We start from the raw sequence: 17,297 nt of genomic DNA on the forward strand, positions 1-17,297 counted from the left end.
TAACCGGGCGTGAGGCAAGTCGAAACGAACTGTTTCTCACACCGCGTTTTCTGCGAGCCATGCCTTGACAGTTTGTCGAACGGATTGTTCCCCAGACAGGCGGGTGGTGTCGATCACTTCCCGCAAATCATCCAGATTAGTGCGCCTTATCAAGCTTTTGACTGGACCGATCGAGGCTGGTCGCATCGACAGGTGCCGCATCCCAAGCGCCGCAAAGCACACTGCTTCCAGTGGCCGGCCTGCATCCTCGCCGCAGAAGCTCAAGGGCGTACGCGCCGCGTCGCAGCGGGTCACAATCTCTTCAATCAGGTTCAGGAAAGACACGTTCAGCGTGTCGTACCGCCGCCGCACCCGTTCATTTTCCCGATCTGCCGCATAAAAGAACTGCTTCAGATCATTGCCGCCGATTGAGATGAAGTCGGCCATCTCGAAGAACTGCTGCGGGGCAAACACCATCGACGGCGTCTCCAGCATCGCGCCGATCTCGACCTTCTCGGGTAGAATATGACCCAGCGCGCGCTCGCGCTCGATCTCGGCCAGCAGCATTTCGCGGGCGTCGCGGAACTCGTCCAGCTGTGCGATGAACGGAAACATGACGGTCAGGCAACGCCCCGCGGCGGCGCGGATAAGCGCCTGCAGTTGCATTCGCATGACGCCCGGCTTGTCCAGCCCAACGCGGATCGCGCGCCACCCCAAAGCCGGGTTCGGCTCGTCCAGCGGGTTCATATAGGGCAGCACTTTGTCCGACCCGATATCGAGCGTGCGGAAGGTGACGCGCTTGCCTTTGGCTGCGTCCATAACACGGGCATATGTCGCTGCCAGATCACCCCGACGCGGCACCCGGTCCACGGTCAGGAACTGCAACTCTGTACGGAACAGGCCCACGCCATAGGCCCCCGAGCTTTCCAGCGAGGGCAGGTCGGCCATCAGGCCTGCATTCATATGCAGTTTAACCTCGGTCCCGCACAGGCCCATCGCGGGCTTGTCGCGCAGGCTTTGGTAGCGTTCCTGCTTCGTGGCCTCCATCGCCATCTTGTCGCGGAACGCCGAGATAATCGTGTCCTCGGGGCGCAGGTGGACCACACCGTTTTCACCATCCACAAGGATGTGGTCGCCGTTCAGGGCCTCGGTCGCGATGTGGCCCGCCTGAATGATCAGCGGGATTGCAAAGGCGCGCGCCACGATAGCTGCGTGACTGGCGACCGAGCCTTCTTCCAGCACGATCCCCTTCAGGCCCCGCCCGTATTCCAAGAGCTCGCCTGGCCCAATATTTGTGGCGATCAGGATCGGGTTTGCCGGCATCTCGGCCCCGGTATCCTTGCCCTGTCCGGTCAGGATCCGCAGCAGGCGGTTCGACAGATCGTCCAGATCATGCAGCCGTTCACGCAGGTAAGCATCCGGTACTTGGCTCATTCGGGCGCGCGCGGCGGATTGCTCTTTCTCGACCGCCGCTTCGGCAGATAGCCCGCGCGAAATATCTTCGGCCATACGCCGCATCCAGCCCTTGGAGTTGGCAAACATCCGATAGGCTTCCAGAACCTGCATTTGTTCCTTGTCGGTTGTCTGCGCGTTTTCCAGCATCTCGTCCACAGACACGCGCAGCGTATCAACGGCATCTTGCATGCGCTTTAATTCGACATCGGGATCATCCGCCACCGGGTTGGTCACAACGACACGCGGTTCATGCAGCCAAACGTGCCCCTCGGCCGCGCCTTCCTGGCCGATGCTGCCCTTGAAGGTGACAGGCCGCTGGTGAAGCGCGCCCATGGCCTCGCCTTCGCCGACGAAGGCGCCCAGCTCGGTCATTTCGGCCAGCACCATGGCGACCACTTCAATGCCGTAAATTTCGTCAGCCGAGAAGACACGGGCCTCTTTCGACTGAATAACCAGCACGCCCAGTTTTTCGCCCAGACGCTGAATGGGCACGCCCAGGAAGCTCGAGTAAATCTCTTCCCCCGTTTCCGGCATGTACCGGAACCCACGTGCGGACGGGGCATCCTCGGTATTCACCACCTGGCCCGAGCGCGCCACGCGCCCTACAAGCCCTTCGCCCACACGCAGACGTGTCTGGTGCACGGCTTCGGCCTTCAGGCCTTCAGTTGCACAAAGCTCAAGCGTCTCGGCGTCCCGGAACAGATAGATCGAGCACACCTCGACCCCAAGGCTTTCAGCAATCAACGAGGTAATACGGTCCAGCCGTTCCTGCCCCTCGGACGCTGCCGCAAGGGTCTCGCGCAGGCTGACCAAAAGCTTGCGGCTGTCGCTTGTCTGGCTTTCTGCCATCTTACCAATCCCTGTTTGCCACGGCGTCTTGGCAGTCTCGGAGACCGAGGCGCGCGCCGTTTGATCAAGCCTTATCCTAGCGGCTCGCTGCCACCTATGCCAGAAACTCGTTACGTTCACATCAGCAAAAATCTGCGCGTTTTGACCTGCGTGTGAATTTGCCTGCAATTTGCGCTGTCCGGCCACTGATTGTGCGGAACAGAAACGCGCCGGGTTGTCGATTTGTGGGACGATGCGTTGGGGGCATATTGCGATACGTAAATTTCAGTCTTTTTGCACGAAGGCGGGTTTTGACTGCGCGGATTGCGTCTTAGGTTTAAGATCAACGAATAATGAACCCGTGTATTGCGAAAGGACCTTTCCATGGCACCCCGACAGACCAATGGGCGCGGCATGCGCTATGACAGCATTCTGGATACGGTGGGCGACACGCCTGTTATCCGCATAAATCGTATCGCGCCCGAGGGCGTGAACATCTTTGTGAAGATGGAGGCCTTCAACCCGGCCGGATCCGTCAAGGACCGCCTTGCGCTGAACATCATCGAAGCCGCCGAAGCCAGCGGCGCATTGAAGCCCGGCCAGACGGTGGTTGAAGCCACATCCGGCAATACCGGCATCGGTCTTGCCATGGTCTGCGCCGCCAAGGGCTATCCGTTGGTGGTGACCATGGCCGAAAGCTTCTCGGTCGAGCGGCGCAAGCTGATGCGTTTCTTTGGCGCGAAAGTGGTGCTGACGCCCAAGGAATTGAAGGGCTTTGGCATGTATTCTAAAGCCAAAGAACTGGCTGAAGAGAACGGCTGGTTCCTTGCCAGCCAGTTTGAAACCGACGCCAACGCCGACATCCACGAAAACACCACTGCGCGCGAGATCCTTGCCGATTTCGATGGCGAGCGTTTGGACTATCTGGTCACCGGCTATGGCACAGGCGGCACCGTGACGGGCATCGGGCGTGTCCTGAAGAAAGAACGCCCCGACACCAAGATCATCCTGACCGAACCCGCCAACGCCGCGATTGTCGCGTCCGGTTACGTGAACACCCGCAACGAGCAAAACCAGCCCACCGAGGGCCATCCGGATTTCAACCCGCACCCCATTCAGGGCTGGACCCCGGACTTCATCCCCCATGTCTTGCAAGAGGCGCTGGACAACGGGCTGTATGACGAGCTGACCTCGGTCCCCGGCCCGGACGGCATTAAATGGTCGCAACGTCTGGCTGCCGAGGAAGGCATCTTCGTCGGCATCTCGGCCGGGGCCACCTTCGCCACCGCGATCGAGACCGCGAAATCCGCTCCTGAGGGAGCCAACATCCTGGTCATGCTGCCCGACACCGGCGAACGCTACCTCTCGACCCCGCTCTTTGAGGGCGTCGAAGAGGTGATGAGTGACGAGGAACTCAACATCTCACGCTCGACGCCTTATGGGCAGATGTAAGCGTAGAGCGGTGAACGAAGAACAGCCCGCCGGATTGGTGGGCTGTTTTTGTTTGTGCGCGAGGGGCGCGCCTGAGCCTGCTATCAGTTGACATCCGAAACCGATATTCGCTCCCAGAACTCAGACAGCCTCGACTTGTAGAACTCGTCTTGAATGAGCGTAAGGCATTCTCCGAAACGCGCCGCAGCAGCATCCTTGCCATGAGTGATCCACTCGATAGCTACAAGCCGTTCGGCATAGCCTATCCCGTTGGAAATATCCACTTCGATACCTGCAATAATCGCCTGTGTTTCGCATAGCTCCAGAAGCTGTGTTTCCGGAATGGCTGTCACGTCTTCCAGAATCTGCGAAATGACCGACGCTTTGCTTTCGTTACTTCCGATTGTGTACCGGTAACCCTGATTGAGCATGCGCGCCGATGTGAAAGATGACGCGAATCCTTGTTTCAATCCGAACCCGACGGCAACAAGTTTTTCGACCTCTTGCCAATAACAGTTCGCATAGATGTCAACCATCAGGGGGCCGAGATTGATCTTAGAGGAGCCAACGCTCAGACATAGAAACTTGCCCTCGCCCAGCTCTTTTACAGCCAAGTTCTTTCTACGCTTGGTGAACCCAAGTTCCGAGAAGGATTGCGTGATCTCAGTGATTGTCGAATTCTGCCAGCTCAATTCACACCCCATTCTTAACAACGCACGATTCTAGAAGTCGCGGCATCAATAGTGTGTGGTCAGGTCATCGGGCCAGAGGTTGTCTCCTTTGGGTGGATTTCTAGTTCAGGTATGTGGCTGGAATGTCATTCGTAGCTAGTCTCGAAACCACAAGAAACGGATTGGCCTTCGCGGCAGATCCCGCCATCCCTATGGGGCAACACCAAAGGACCCCGCCCAATGCCCCAACCCACACTCCAAATGGACCGCACTGCATGGATCATGCTGATCGCTCTGGCCGCCGTCTGGGGCGGGTCGTTTTTCTTTGCCGAGCTTGCGCTGGGCGAGGTGCCGCCGCTAACCATCACGCTACATCGGGTGGTCTGGACCATTCCCATTCTGGCCATGATCGTGGCGATGAAGCGCATCCCTATCCCGCGCAGCCCGCGCGTCTGGCTGGGCTATCTGGGCATGGGCGCGCTCAACAACGCGATCCCGTTTTCGCTGATTTTCTGGGGGCAGACGCAGATCGAAAGCGGCCTTGCCTCGATCCTGAACGGCACAACGGCGATGTTCGGCGCGGTGGTCGCGGGCGTGCTGCTGGCCGACGAACCCCTCACCGCTCGCAAGATTGGCGGGGCGGTTCTGGGCCTGATCGGTGTCGGCGTCATCATGGGCCCCGAGGCCGTGTCGGGCTTCAACCCCGCCAACCTCGCCCAGCTGGCAATCATGGGTGCGGCACTGTCCTATGCGTTTGCCAGCGTCTGGGGCCGGGTCATGCTGGCAGGCCAGCCCCCTTTGATGAACGCGCTGGGCATGGTGACGGCGAGCACGTTGATCATGGCGCCTGTGGTCTGGATGGTGGATGGCCCGCCGTCACTCAGCCTGTCTGTCACCTCATGGGGTGCGCTCTTGGGCCTCGCTGCCCTCTCCACCGCGCTGGCCTATGTGCTGTACTTCGCGATCCTCGCACGGGCAGGGGCCGCAAACCTGATGCTCGTCACCCTTCTGATCCCGCCCTTCGCCATCACCCTTGGCGCACTGTTTCTTGGCGAACGCATCGGCCCCGAAGCATGGGTGGGCTTCGCCATCATCGCGGTCGGGTTCGCGGTGAATGATGGGCGGGTATTTGGAAGGCGTCAATTCGGCTGAAAGGCCGACTGATAATCTACGCCGTTATCAAGGGCGCGCATCTTTTCAACCGCCACCGCGCGCATACTCTCGTCTTCAAATGCAACCACATGGGGCATCTCAGCGATGTCCGCGACGCGGCCCAGCGAAAGATACTCGGTCATCAAGAGGTGTTGTTCTTGTAGGAACGCTTCAGCGGCAGCTTTGAGTTCGGGTATGATGTCAGCAATAGGTCGACCAGGGCCATCGAAGAACGCTGCAACATTTTCGGGTGACTTCTGTTCAATCGGCTGCGTCATTTCCAGAAGGTCGCGCCCCTCATCACTTCTTGCATATTCCGCAATGGCCTTTATTTCGCGCGCGTTAAGATGTTTTAAATATTGGTCCTCAATCCAAATGCGCGACCTTGCTTCATAGCGTTCCTTGAAGTCGTCGAACAGCAGCGTCTGAAACTGTTGCTGATCAATGACGCGCGCGCCGACTTTTTTCATGTCAGAGGCTATGCGCGCGGCAACTTGAGATTCCAGTTCGGCGCTCTTCGCCATGAGATCGCTGTTTCCCAAATGAACGTCGACAAGAAACGCAATATCATGATCGTGGGATGTTTTTGGGTCGTGAATGACGTCGCGAGCAAAGATCAAGCCTGCCAAAATCACAGCGACAATTACGGGAAATACCAAATAGATTCTTATGCCAGACCAGTAGCCATTAGGCGATAAGGGCGCAAGGTTTCGCGCAGAAGTGGCGCGGATCAAGCACGAATCTGATCCGCCTGCGCCCGCGCACTTTCCGTCCCCGCGCCGCAAATCGCAGGCGCCTTCCCGATCAGCGCGTCGTTTCGCAGTGCCTCGACCATGAACAGCGCAAAGTCGATCCGGCGGGTCTTGTTCGAGGCCAGCACAGGGTCCTGCACATGTTCGGACCAGACGGGGAGCCCTTGGCTCTTGCCTTCCTCAAGGTCCGATCCACGCACCACGGTCCACTTGGTGTCTGATTTGAAAATCAGATCGCAAGCCAGAACTTGGTCGTCGATCTCGACAAAGCGCAGCCACCGGGTAAGCTTCGTCGCCACCGCAAGCAGCGTGCGGAAGGTCCACGAATACTGATCCTTCCCGTCCAACGTGATGTGCCACCCGCAGGAAAAGATCAGACGTGCGTCTGGTTTGGCGAAATCCATCACGGCTTGAGCGGTGCCTGACGAATATTGCTGCACGCCCCACGGCGCCAGCACGGTCAGTACGCCCTCGCAACCCATTACGGCCTGCCGGATCACCGCGCGGTCATTGGTCTTGCCGGGGAAAAGTGTGATGCGATCCCCATGTTCGGCCATGATGGCGTCCAGTTTGCCCACGCTCTTTTCCCGGCACACGCCATTCACGTGATAGCCGCGATCCAGCGCTTGTTTCAGCATGTATTGTCCCAGCTTGCCCGAGATCCCGACGATGCAGATGCGTTTCATATTATGCCCTAACCTTACACTGTAAGTTAACTTGCAGCTTGATATAAGCTTACAGTGTAAGTAAATCAAGAGAGGGCAGTAGAAAGGGCGCAAGTGGTTCGGAAATCAAAGAAAACGTCAAAGCTGACGCGAGACGCGATCTTGGCTGCGGCCGTGAAATTAGCGGACGAGGCCGGATCCGATTCGCTGTCCATGCGCAAACTGGCCGCCGCGCTGGGGGTCGAGGCGATGTCGCTCTACAACCACTTCGCGGGCAAGGATGCGCTTCTGATGGGCATGGCCGATTGGGCCATCGCGCAGATCCCGCTGCCCAATCCGGACGGGCCGTGGCAAGACGAACTCCGCGCCCGCGCCCACAACGCTCGGGCCGTATTCAAGCGCCATCCGTGGACGATCCAGCTGTTGGTGTCGCTGCCCAATACCGGCCCCAACGTGCTGGCCTATGTCGAGGCGACGCTGGCCGTGATGATCAACGCAGGCTTTGACCTGATCGACGCGGATCACGCCTGGAACCTGATGGACAGCCACATCTATGGCTTCACGCTGCAGGAGCTAAACTTCCCCTTCGCGCCCGAAGACTACGCCGAAGTCACCCAAGCGCACCTGCACCTGATCCCCGCCGAGACCTACCCCAACCTGCGCGCCATGGCCGAAAAAGTCGCCGCCCGCGAATATGACGGGTTGCACAACTTCGCTAAGGGAGTGGAGCTGATTATTGCGGGGTTGGAGGGGGAGGGGAAGTAAGCGAAGTGTTCAAAGCTGTTTCGCGCTCTACTGCGGTGGTCAGCTTTGCGGGACAGACCTGTCATCGGTCATGCTGAATCAAACGTTAGGTTTGAACGCTCACTAGATTTTGCGTTGAATGGGCAGCGCCTGCACGCTTGTTTTGAACTAAGCGCGGCGTTGGTTGTGATGAGGGATCGACGAAAATGTCGACCGGACTCCTGTGGATCGCGGTCACGTGGGATCAGCGGATCCTCGGCTGACACGTGCTCGTGCAACTAAGAAAGCCGTACACTCTGGGCGTTTTGGATGGCTTCTCCGGGAGGGGGATTTCTGCTTTGACATTGCAACTAAAACGGATAATTCTTGGTATTCATTGGACATAAATGAGGTTGCTATTATGCGAAGTTACTTGCGAGGTTTTGCTCTGTTTTCCATGTTTGTGATGTCACAGCCAGCTTACAGCCAAGGTTTCTTTTCAGGGTTTTTCGAACCAAGCTTCAGCCAGACACACAAAGACGCTTGCATAGACGCTTTGAGAAACGAACTTGCATATCAATCTGACTATCAGGGCATCGGAACAAATAGCGGATTCTTACGCCCAGACGTATTTGAGGCGTCCTTTGTTTCTTCCGACGAACGCGATGGTGGCTTCATCTACTTTTTCAACCTACGCGTTGAAGGGATATGGCACCTAGCAATCGAGGATGATCCATTCAATCGCAATCGATACCTGCAGTCAAAAAGAATTGTTGATGCATATCGTGTTGTCAGTTTGGGAGTACTGAGCTCGGATCAAGCCGAACCTGACTCATTCTTGGAAATCTATGACCGCCAGCATATCGAGTTCCGCGGGAAGGCTTATTGTAGATTTTACAGCGAAGACAGTAAAACGCCGAACTCACAATATGTTCAGCCTGGAGCTTGGTAGAACGGAAACTTTGTTGCGTTACACCGCATCGATCAGCCTAGGCCGAGGCAGCAATTCCAAAAAAACGGCCCCGCATCTCTGCGAGGCCGTTCCAATTTCCAACCCTAAGGGCCGTATCTCTTACGCTTTCTCCAGCTCGAACGCGTCATGCAGCGCCTGCACGGCCAGCTCCATGTATTTGCGGTCGATCAGGACCGAGATCTTGATCTCGGAGGTGGTGATAACCTTGATGTTGATGCCTTCGTTGGACAACACTTGGAACATCTTGGCTGCAATACCGGCCTGCGAGCGCATGCCGATGCCCACGATCGAGACCTTGGCCACATCCTGATCTGCCACGATGTCGTGGAAGTTGATGTTGCCGGCCTCTTTGGCATCCGTCATGGCCTTCTGCGCGCGCGCGACCTGATCAACAGGGCACGAGAAGGTCATGTCGGTGCGACCTTCTTCCGAGATGTTCTGCACGATCATGTCCACGTTCACGCCGGCGTCTGCCAGCGGGGTGAAGATTGCCGATGCGATGCCGGGGCGGTCTGCCACCGAGATCAGAGTCATTTTCGCTTCGTCGCGGCTGTATGCGACGCCAGAAACTACATTGCTTTCCACGATATCCTCCTCGTCGCAGACCAGCGTGCCTGCTTCCGGGTCATATTCTTCAAAACTGCTCAGAACCCGCAGTTTCACCTTATAGCGCATTGCCAGCTCGACCGAGCGGGTTTGCAGAACCTTGGCGCCCAGCGACGCCAGTTCCAGCATTTCTTCGAACGCGATCTTGTCCAGCTTGCGCGCCTTGTCCGAGATGCGCGGGTCGGTCGTATAGACGCCGTCCACGTCGGTATAGATGTCGCAACGCTCGGCCCCGAAGGCAGCGGCGAAAGCCACAGCGGTGGTGTCCGATCCGCCACGACCCAGCGTGGTGACCCGGCCATCATCCGCGATGCCCTGGAAGCCCGCCACAACGGCGACGCGCATGCCTTCGCCGAACTTGGCCATGATGTTGTCGGTCGGGATCTCTTCAATCCGCGCGGCCGAGTGTACGCCGGTGGTTTTTACCGGCACCTGCCAGCCCTGCCAGCTGCGTGCGGGCACGTCCATTTCCTGCAGGCGCAGCGCCATCAGACCTGCGGTCACTTGCTCGCCCGAGCTGACCACCGCGTCATATTCGCGTGCATCATACAGATGTGAGGTTTCGTTGACCCAGCCGACCAGCTCGTTGGTCTTGCCCGACATGGCCGAGACGATGACGATCACGTCATAGCCATTGGCCACCTCACGCGCGACCCGCTTCGAGGCCCGGTGGATCCGATCCAGATTGGCGACCGATGTGCCGCCGAATTTCATCACCAGAATAGGCATGCTGCCCCATCCCTTCCTTTACGTCCGGCTTCTCTTACGCAGGAGGGCGCGAAAGGGCAAGTGTGGATGGGGCGACATGTTGGCCCTTTGACCCCGGGTGGTGATTGTTGGCTACAGATCAAATACCGTGATCCACTCGCCATCCAGAGTGCGGCATCCATGGTTCCGGACAAGATGGCGGGCAACGGCGCGCATATGCGCGGCGCCATAGACAATCCCGATGGTCTGTTTCGCATCACCCAGTTTGGCAATCTGATCGTCGATGACGCTGATCAAATGTTGATCACGATGCTCCAGTAAAATGTTGTCTAGTTCTTGGGTATCGTCGTCTTTCAAAAGGTCATCGCGGCTTTCCAGCATTTGGCTGTTGATCTGGCGCGCCATAAGACGGCGAGTTCCAAAGAACCGCAGGTAAAGCCCGAAAAAATATGCAGCCACAGGAAAAACAAACCGGTTGAAGAAGGATAGGTCTTCCCAGCTTTCATCAAAATGCGCGCCCTCAATATCCGCAAGGACCAGCCGCTCTTTGACGTGATCAAGTGCCATCTCGTGTTGTGCGACCAGTCCCAGTCGCGGATTTCGCGTCAGCTGCAAATAGGCTTGGGCCAGCCTTTTGCTGAACTTGCTACTGACACCCTCGCATAGAATGATATCGCACTGCGACAATCGCTTTGACACCTCGGCATAGAACGAAGGTTGCGCCACATGGATCATTGGAAAGAGCATAACGCGAAAGCCCATTTGCGGGCTCTCGAGGGTCCAGACGGCGCTGCGCACCCCCAGCACGGATCGTTCAATGAACTGCATTCTGTCCTCAGCGCCGGCTCAATCCTTCTTCGCGTACTTAATAAACGGTGTCCGCGTGGCGACTTGATCGTAGAGCATCCGGCCCTTGTAGTTGAACTCTTGCGTCAGCCAGTAGGTGCCTGAACAGCCCTCGTCCTTGGCAATTGTGTGCACCGCTTCGATCAGCTTACGGCCCACGCCACCCCCGCGCAGGCTCGGATCGACATAGAGGTCCATCAGGTAGCAGGTGTTCTCGACGCTCCACATGGAGCGGTGAAACAGGAAGTGGGTCAGGCCGACTAGGACGCCGTCCCGCTCCGCCACCAGCCCTTGAAACTCGCCGGGGCCACCCGACAGCATCCGGGCGAACGAGCTGTCATAGACCGCGTCGTCCAGTTTGGTTTCGTAGAACTCCAGATAGGCCGTCCAAAGCGCGCGCCAGGCGGGTTTGTCGTCGGCACGGATGGGGCGGATGGTGATCTCAGCGGGCATGGTGTCGTCCTGAATAGGGGTGCGTTGGCAACAGCCTAGCCGATTGCCCCCCGATCTCAAGGCGCCTTAGTTCACCTTCCGCGTCGGTGTGAAGGGCAGGGGCATCACCGGCACGCCATCCTCTATCAGCTCTTTTGCGTCTTCCAGCTTGGTCTCGCCATAGATCGCGCGTTCAGGCGCTTCGCCCAGATGCATGGCGCGGGCTTCTTTGGCGAAATCCTCGCCGACGTAATCGCTTTCGGCTTCGACCTTGGCACGCAATTTGGCGATTTCGGCTTCGATCTCGGCCCGAACTTCAGGCGGAGGGGCCACGTGTGGAGCAGGGGCTGTCGGAGCAGGCGCAGGGGATGTCCCGGCTGGGGCGGGCTTCGCCACAGCGTTGCGCGCCGGGCGCACCTTCGGGGCCATCAAGGACTTTTCCACGTTGGTTGACCCGCAATCAGGGCATGCAACATGACCGGCCGCCGTCAACGCATCAAAGGCGTTGGCGTTCTGGAACCAGCTTTCAAACCGGTGGTCCTTATCGCATTTCAGGGCATAACGGATCATGGGGCGCGTGCGTCCAAGTGGTGTCGTCTTTAAGTTATATGAAACTCGGCAGGGACTTGTGCAAGCCCCCGGCGGCAGCAGCTGACAATCAGCGTAGGACTTTGGGGTCGAAATCCTTGATGATCTGGCGCAGTTCCGGCTCGCTCACCATTTGCGCCGCTTTTTTGCGGCTGACCCATTTGCGGCGGCGTTCGCCCTTTTCCCGATAGGCTTTCAGTTGCTTCTTCACCTTCAGCGGAAATACCGCCACAACGCAGGGCAGCCGTTCACCGGCGAAGCCCTTGTCGTAAGCGTAGAACCCCAAGACCTGATGATAGAGCTGCCCTTCGACACCGGCCTCTTCAGTGGCTTCTGTCGCGGCCGCCCCGGCGGGGGTTTCCCCGTCCATCGGCCAGCCCTTGGGGATGATCCATCGCCCTGTCCCGCGCGAGGTAATCAACAGGAACTCGACCTTGCCATCATGAATACGGAAGGGCAGCGCGCCGAACTGTGTGCGCACGGACCTTTTATCTGAAAGTGACAGCCGGATTGGCTTTTGTTTGCCCTTCGCAATCGTCAACTTTTTGCTGCCTTTGTTCCTCATGGCTCCGGTCATCTTACCCGGTTTTTGTTGCTCTTAATTGAAGATAGCCAGTTTCAGGGCGAAATAAAGCGAAATTGGCTGATTTGGTGTGTGATGGATCGGACGCCCCTAAATCGGGTGCGTTTCCGACGGATTGGTCGTAAAAGCGCCCCGAGCATCAGTTGGGGCGCTTCAAAAGTTGTGTGAAAATCGCTTAGTCGCGGGTGCCAGCAAACCGCTCTTGCCATTCTTCGCGCTGCTCGTCGGCGATCTTGGCGAAAAGGTTTTCCGGCACGGTGAAGGCATGGCCCGCTTTCAGTGTGTCCAGCGCCTCGGCCACGTCGCCCGGCCAGTCCATATCGGTATTCATCGCGGCGCGCAGCGTTTCGGATGCATCTGGGATGAACGGGGCCGACAGAACCGCGTAAAGGCGGATCAGGTTCAGGGCCAGACGGATTTGTGCGGCGGCCTGATCGGGGTCGGTCTTGAAGGTCGCCCACGGCGCGGCGGCTTGCAGGTATTCGTTGCCCGCCACCCAGATGCCACGCAGTTCCTGCGCGGCTTTGCGCACGTCCATGGCCTCCATGTGGCCCTCATAGGCGCGCACTTTGGTTGTCAGATCGGCGATCAGGGCGGCCTCGGCTTCGCCATATGCGCCGCCTTCGGGCACGGCCTCCGAGAATTTGGAGCGGCAGAACTTGGTGACGCGGCTGACAAAGTTGCCCAGCACGTCGGCAAGGTCTTTGTTCACGCTGACTTGGAAGTTTTCCCACGTGAATTCAGAGTCCGAGTTTTCCGGCGCGTGGCTCAGAAGCCACCAGCGCCAGTAGTCGGCCGGCAGGATCGACAGGGCCTGATCCATGAAGACGCCACGGCCTTTCGAGGTCGAGAACTGGCCGCCATCATAGTTCAGATAGTTGAACGACTTGATGTAGTCGACCAGCTTCCACGGCTCTTGCGAGCCCATGATCGTCGCCGGGAAGGACAGGGTGTGGAACGGGACGTTGTCTTTGCCCATGAACTGCACGTAACGCACGTCGTCGGCCCCCTTGTCGGTGCGCCACCAGCGCTCCCAGAACTCGGGGCCTTCACCTTTTTCATCCGCCAACTCGGCGGTGGCGGCGATGTATTCGATGGGCGCGTCGAACCAAACATAGAAAACCTTGCCTTCCATGCCGGGCCAGTCCTCGTCGCCCTTTTTGACCGGCACTCCCCAGTCCAAATCGCGCGTGATGCCGCGATCCTGAAGCCCGTCGCCATCATGCAGCCATTTCTTCGCAATCGAGGTCGTCAGGACCGGCCAATCGGATTTCTGGTCAATCCACGCGTCCAGTTTGTCCTTCAGCGCCGACTGCTTCAAATACAGGTGCTTGGTTTCGCGCACTTCCAGATCGGTCGATCCGGAAATGGCCGAACGTGGGTTGATCAGGTCGGTCGGGTCCAGTTGCTTGGTGCAGTTTTCGCACTGGTCTCCGCGCGCGCCGTCATAGCCGCAGTTGGGGCATTCACCTTCGATATAGCGGTCGGGCAGGAAGCGGCCGTCGGCGTTGGAATAGACCTGCTTTTCGCTGACTTCTTCGATGAATCCGTTTTCCGCCAGCTTGCCCGCGAAATGCTGGGTCAGCTTGTGGTTCTGCGGAGAGGACGAGCGTCCAAAATTATCGAACGACAGACGGAAGCCTTTCGCGATCTCGGCCTGAACCTCGTGCATCTCGGCGCAGAACTCGGCCACGGGCTTGCCTGCTTTCGCGGCAGCCAGCTCGGCCGGGGTGCCGTGTTCGTCGGTCGCGCAGATGAACATGACCTCGCGGCCCCGGCAGCGGTTGTAGCGGGCGTAAAGGTCAGCTGGCAGCTGCGAACCAACTAGGTTTCCAAGGTGCTTGATCCCGTTGATATACGGGATTGCCGAAGTGATGAGGACGCGGTTCATGTGAGCTCCCAAAACGTGTTTGGGGCCGTATACGACATGCCCCGTCCCATGACCAGAGGGTCACGCCCCTTAGCCCCGATCCCGAAGCTTGCCAAACAACCGCCCCATCGAAAACGTGGTGCGCGGGGTATAGGTATAGGGCGTGCGCTGATCCAAAGTCGGGCGGCGATGCATCCGGGCCACACCGAAGCCGATCAGCACCACATGGCCTACAGCGATCATCGCAAACAGGGCAGGCGGACCATAGCTTTCGATCAGGTTCGATGCGAGCAGCGGCGAGGCGATGGCCCCAACCGCATAGTAGAACATCAAGGCGGCCGATAGCTCGACCCGTTCTTCGCTGGATGCAAAGTCATTGGCGTGTGCCGCCGCGACCGAAAAGATGGGGAAGGTGGTGAAGCCGAAAAGCCCCGCGGCAAGGAAAACGCCCCTGATGCCGGAATCTGCAGCCAGCACCGTGATCATGCAGCTGGCGATGGCGGCCACTGACAGCCAGATCAGCACCCAACGCCGGTCGTACCGGTCCGCCAGCCAGCCAGCCGGCAGCTGCGCCAACGCGCCCCCCAACACGAACGCTGCCAAAAACCATGCCAGTTGGCTGGTCTCTAACCCAACCTCGTTGCCATAGATCGGGCCGACCATGCGAAAGGCCGAGGTGGTGATGCCCGAGGTGATCACCGCCGCCACTGCAAGAGGGGAGCGGACCCAGGCCAGCGCTGGGCGCAAGCGCGGGGTCTCGGGCATTTGGGGCTGGCGTGCGCGGGTCAGGGCCAAAGGTAAGATCGCTGCGCAGCAGAACATCGCCAGAATGTTGTAACTTACGTAATGCGCGGGCTCCAAAACCGCGATCATTAGCTGGGCGCCGAGAGATCCGCCCAGTTCGACGATGCGATACCCGCCCATCACGCGGCCGCGCGTGTCATTGGTGACGCGCGCGTTGAGCCAGCTTTCGATCACCGTATAGCTGCCCGCCACGCATAACCCGGTCGCCATCCGCATCACCGCCCATGCATAGGGATCGATCCACATCATATGTGCCAATAGGCCAATGGCCCCAAGTGCCGCAAATCCGGCATAAGCGCGTGCGTGTCCAACGGCCCCCATCAGGCGCGGTGCCCACCAGCACCCCACGAAGAAGCCGACAAAATGTGCGGACCCCAGAAGGCCGACTTCAGCCCGCGTGAAGCCCAGCGTCAGGCCTGATACCGCGTCCAGAGGCGCTGCCCCACCAGAGCTTAGCTGCAAAAGCACGATGGATAGTAGCAATGGGGTAAAGCTTAGAAACAATCGCATAAGGCACCTCGGGTGATCTCAACTTGCCAGCTTTGACGCACGTCTCCGTCCTGTCCGCGACCTCTTGCCCCTTTGGCTGTCGTTTTTCGCTGTTTCGCTTGCGAGGCGTCGGGGGGGCTGGTAAGCGGAGGAAACCTGATGGAAACAATAGGATTTGCGTCAGAAGGTGGGAAGGCACGGAAGATGGACATGACACCCCAAAGCACGGCGCGGCTGGAAGTGCGCGGGTTAAAGCGCAACTTTGGCGGGTTGGACGTGGTGCGCGATGTGTCGTTGTCGCTTCAGGCCGGGCAGGTCACCGGGCTTTTGGGGCCGTCCGGCTGCGGCAAGTCCACCACGTTGCGGATCATTGCGGGTGTTGATCGCCAAACCGAAGGCGAGGTCTGGATCGACGGCCAGATGGTTGCCGGCCCCGGCGTGTTTGCCCCGCCCGAGAAACGGCATATCGGGCTGATGTTTCAGGATTTTGCTCTGTTTCCGCATCTGTCTGTCGGCGACAACGTTGCCTTCGGCCTGACCGGCACGCGGACCGAAAAACGCCAACGTGTCCACATTCTTCTCGAGAAGGTCGGGCTGCGCAACTTCGTCGACAAGTTCCCGCACGAACTGTCGGGCGGAGAGCAACAGCGGGTCGCCCTGGCCCGTGCACTTGCGCCCAAACCATCGATCATGCTGATGGACGAGCCGTTCTCGGGGCTCGACAACCGTCTGCGTGATGGCATCCGTGACGAAGCACTAAGCATCCTGAAAGAGGAAGGCGCCGCCGTCCTTCTGGTCACGCATGAGCCGGAAGAGGCGATGCGCATGGCAGATGAGATCGCCCTGATGCGTGCAGGTCAAATCGTGCAACGTGGCGCGCCCTACAATATTTATAACGCCCCGGTCGATTTGCAGGCCGCTGCGTTCTTCTCGGATGTCAACGTGATCTCGGGAACCGTAGACGGTGCGCTGACGCAAACCGCGTTCGGTCAATTTCTGGCCCCCGGCGTGCCGGATGGATCCACGGTGGACATTGTGATCCGCCCGCAGCACCTGAAGATCGACTTTGATCGTGGCGGCATCGGCCCCAGCCCCACGCCCGACCATGGCGTCTGGGCACGCGGCTTGGTGAAACGGGCGCGCTTTATCGGCAAGGAAAGCCTTGTGGAATTTCAAATGGAGCGGGATGGCAGCATCCTGACCGCCTCTGTCCCATCGGTGTTCCTGCCTAAACCGGATACGCCCCTGTGGATCGCCATCCGCCGCGACCGCTGCTTTGTGTTCCCGCGCCGCTGACGTGGCAGAATCGGTGCGCACCCAGTGGACGAATTTGGCCACCAAGTGCCGACTTATCTGACAGCTTGCTGACAACACGTGTCAGATATCGCGAAAACCCAACCGATTTCGCAGTTTTTTCCCTTTGGGGCTTTGAACTTCCCGCGCGAGGCAATAAATGTTCTAGCGATATATCTACGAAAGCCGCGAAAGGCTTTCGGACTAGGGAGAATAACATGCTCAACAATATCGGCCTTCCGGGCCTTCTGCTGATTGCCGTCGTCGTGCTGGTTCTGTTCGGCCGCGGCAAAATCTCGTCGCTGATGGGCGAAGTTGGCAAAGGCATCACTGCGTTCAAACGTGGCGTAGATGATGGCAAGAAGGAAATCGAAGACGAAGCCGCTTCTGTTGCCAAGGACGTGACCCCCGAGACCGAAAAAGACAAGGCGTAAGCCGCCTAAGGAAAG

At 58.6% G+C, this 17,297-nt stretch carries 17 protein-coding genes; 6 read left to right on the plus strand and 11 right to left on the minus strand.

Annotation, left to right across the window (positions count from 1 at the left end; genetic code table 11):
• Positions 1-36 precede the first annotated feature (36 nt).
• A complete protein-coding gene (ptsP, locus tag MWU53_RS01220; protein WP_247089549.1) occupies positions 37-2,283 on the minus strand; it encodes a phosphoenolpyruvate--protein phosphotransferase in 2,247 nt (748 codons plus the stop codon).
• A gap of 363 nt (positions 2,284-2,646) precedes the next feature.
• On the opposite strand from ptsP, the gene cysK reads away from it, so the two are divergent.
• Positions 2,647-3,714 (plus strand): cysteine synthase A, encoded by a 1,068-nt coding sequence (gene cysK, locus MWU53_RS01225; RefSeq protein WP_247089559.1) that lies wholly within the window; start codon positions 2,647-2,649, stop codon positions 3,712-3,714.
• Between the two features lie 83 nt (positions 3,715-3,797).
• On the opposite strand, the gene MWU53_RS01230 is transcribed toward cysK, so the two are convergent.
• A complete protein-coding gene (locus tag MWU53_RS01230; protein ID WP_247089561.1) occupies positions 3,798-4,385 on the minus strand; it encodes a hypothetical protein in 588 nt (195 codons plus the stop codon).
• Between the two features lie 219 nt (positions 4,386-4,604).
• Here MWU53_RS01230 and MWU53_RS01235 point away from each other — a divergent pair, with 219 nt between their 5' ends.
• The gene (locus MWU53_RS01235) at positions 4,605-5,516 is read left to right on the plus strand and encodes a DMT family transporter (protein ID WP_247089563.1); all 912 of its coding nucleotides are present in this window, start codon (positions 4,605-4,607) and stop codon (positions 5,514-5,516) included.
• Here MWU53_RS01235 and MWU53_RS01240 read toward each other — a convergent pair.
• Together MWU53_RS01240 and MWU53_RS01245 are read right to left on the minus strand one after the other, a co-directional pair.
• Complete coding sequence (locus MWU53_RS01240) at positions 5,504-6,175, minus strand: hypothetical protein (RefSeq protein ID WP_247089565.1); 672 nt, start codon at positions 6,173-6,175, stop codon at positions 5,504-5,506. The two genes, MWU53_RS01235 and MWU53_RS01240, sit on opposite strands and share 13 nt — an antisense overlap.
• Positions 6,176-6,246: 71 nt before the next feature.
• The gene (locus tag MWU53_RS01245; protein WP_247089567.1) at positions 6,247-6,954 is read right to left on the minus strand and encodes an NAD(P)H-binding protein; all 708 of its coding nucleotides are present in this window, start codon (positions 6,952-6,954) and stop codon (positions 6,247-6,249) included.
• A gap of 93 nt (positions 6,955-7,047) precedes the next feature.
• Between MWU53_RS01245 and MWU53_RS01250 the strand changes: the two genes are divergently transcribed.
• Positions 7,048-7,698: a TetR/AcrR family transcriptional regulator gene (locus MWU53_RS01250; protein WP_247089569.1), complete on the plus strand. Its 651-nt coding sequence runs from the start codon at positions 7,048-7,050 to the stop codon at positions 7,696-7,698.
• A gap of 379 nt (positions 7,699-8,077) precedes the next feature.
• Positions 8,078-8,608: a hypothetical protein gene (locus tag MWU53_RS01255; protein WP_247089571.1), complete on the plus strand. Its 531-nt coding sequence runs from the start codon at positions 8,078-8,080 to the stop codon at positions 8,606-8,608.
• 120 nt (positions 8,609-8,728) lie between these two features.
• Here MWU53_RS01255 and MWU53_RS01260 read toward each other — a convergent pair whose 3' ends face one another.
• The 7 genes from MWU53_RS01260 to MWU53_RS01290 form a co-directional block, all read right to left on the minus strand.
• On the minus strand, positions 8,729-9,964 hold the full coding sequence (locus tag MWU53_RS01260; RefSeq protein ID WP_247089573.1) for an aspartate kinase: 1,236 nt from the start codon (positions 9,962-9,964) through the stop codon (positions 8,729-8,731).
• Between the two features lie 111 nt (positions 9,965-10,075).
• Positions 10,076-10,771: a hypothetical protein gene (locus tag MWU53_RS01265; RefSeq protein ID WP_247089575.1), complete on the minus strand. Its 696-nt coding sequence runs from the start codon at positions 10,769-10,771 to the stop codon at positions 10,076-10,078.
• Between the two features lie 18 nt (positions 10,772-10,789).
• Entirely contained in the window at positions 10,790-11,242 is a 453-nt protein-coding gene (locus tag MWU53_RS01270) for a GNAT family N-acetyltransferase (RefSeq protein ID WP_247089577.1), read from the minus strand.
• Positions 11,243-11,308: 66 nt separating this feature from the next.
• The gene (locus MWU53_RS01275) at positions 11,309-11,791 is read right to left on the minus strand and encodes a DUF1178 family protein (protein ID WP_247089580.1); all 483 of its coding nucleotides are present in this window, start codon (positions 11,789-11,791) and stop codon (positions 11,309-11,311) included.
• 88 nt (positions 11,792-11,879) lie between these two features.
• The gene (locus MWU53_RS01280; protein ID WP_247089582.1) at positions 11,880-12,290 is read right to left on the minus strand and encodes an NUDIX hydrolase; all 411 of its coding nucleotides are present in this window, start codon (positions 12,288-12,290) and stop codon (positions 11,880-11,882) included.
• A gap of 277 nt (positions 12,291-12,567) precedes the next feature.
• On the minus strand, positions 12,568-14,283 hold the full coding sequence (metG, locus tag MWU53_RS01285) for a methionine--tRNA ligase (protein WP_247089584.1): 1,716 nt from the start codon (positions 14,281-14,283) through the stop codon (positions 12,568-12,570).
• A gap of 69 nt (positions 14,284-14,352) precedes the next feature.
• Positions 14,353-15,576 carry an MFS transporter gene (locus tag MWU53_RS01290; protein WP_247089586.1) on the minus strand — a complete coding sequence of 408 codons (1,224 nt, stop codon included), beginning with the start codon at positions 15,574-15,576 and terminating at the stop codon, positions 14,353-14,355.
• Between the two features lie 189 nt (positions 15,577-15,765).
• Here MWU53_RS01290 and MWU53_RS01295 point away from each other — a divergent pair, with 189 nt between their 5' ends.
• Positions 15,766-16,851 (plus strand): ABC transporter ATP-binding protein, encoded by a 1,086-nt coding sequence (locus MWU53_RS01295; RefSeq protein WP_247089588.1) that lies wholly within the window; start codon positions 15,766-15,768, stop codon positions 16,849-16,851.
• 215 nt (positions 16,852-17,066) lie between these two features.
• A complete protein-coding gene (locus MWU53_RS01300) occupies positions 17,067-17,282 on the plus strand; it encodes a twin-arginine translocase TatA/TatE family subunit (protein WP_247089590.1) in 216 nt (71 codons plus the stop codon).
• Positions 17,283-17,297: the final 15 nt, after the last annotated feature.

The sequence above is a fragment of the Aliiroseovarius sp. S1123 genome, assembly GCF_023015885.1.
Taxonomy (GTDB): Bacteria; Pseudomonadota; Alphaproteobacteria; order Rhodobacterales; family Rhodobacteraceae; genus Aliiroseovarius.

Bases quoted from the DNA above. Each gene is read 5' to 3' on its own strand.
- MWU53_RS01270 (WP_247089577.1), bottom strand. From the start codon at position 11,242: ATGCCCGCTGAGATCACCATCCGCCCCATCCGTGCCGACGACAAACCC.
- metG (WP_247089584.1), bottom strand. From the start codon at position 14,283: ATGAACCGCGTCCTCATCACTTCGGCAATCCCGTATATCAACGGGATC.
- MWU53_RS01265 (WP_247089575.1), bottom strand. From the start codon at position 10,771: ATGCAGTTCATTGAACGATCCGTGCTGGGGGTGCGCAGCGCCGTCTGG.
- MWU53_RS01255 (WP_247089571.1), top strand. From the start codon at position 8,078: ATGCGAAGTTACTTGCGAGGTTTTGCTCTGTTTTCCATGTTTGTGATG.
- MWU53_RS01290 (WP_247089586.1), bottom strand. From the start codon at position 15,576: ATGCGATTGTTTCTAAGCTTTACCCCATTGCTACTATCCATCGTGCTT.
- MWU53_RS01235 (WP_247089563.1), top strand. From the start codon at position 4,605: ATGCCCCAACCCACACTCCAAATGGACCGCACTGCATGGATCATGCTG.
- MWU53_RS01260 (WP_247089573.1), bottom strand. From the start codon at position 9,964: ATGCCTATTCTGGTGATGAAATTCGGCGGCACATCGGTCGCCAATCTG.
- cysK (WP_247089559.1), top strand. From the start codon at position 2,647: ATGGCACCCCGACAGACCAATGGGCGCGGCATGCGCTATGACAGCATT.
- MWU53_RS01295 (WP_247089588.1), top strand. From the start codon at position 15,766: ATGACACCCCAAAGCACGGCGCGGCTGGAAGTGCGCGGGTTAAAGCGC.
- ptsP (WP_247089549.1), bottom strand. From the start codon at position 2,283: ATGGCAGAAAGCCAGACAAGCGACAGCCGCAAGCTTTTGGTCAGCCTG.
- MWU53_RS01245 (WP_247089567.1), bottom strand. From the start codon at position 6,954: ATGAAACGCATCTGCATCGTCGGGATCTCGGGCAAGCTGGGACAATAC.
- MWU53_RS01300 (WP_247089590.1), top strand. From the start codon at position 17,067: ATGCTCAACAATATCGGCCTTCCGGGCCTTCTGCTGATTGCCGTCGTC.
- MWU53_RS01275 (WP_247089580.1), bottom strand. From the start codon at position 11,791: ATGATCCGTTATGCCCTGAAATGCGATAAGGACCACCGGTTTGAAAGC.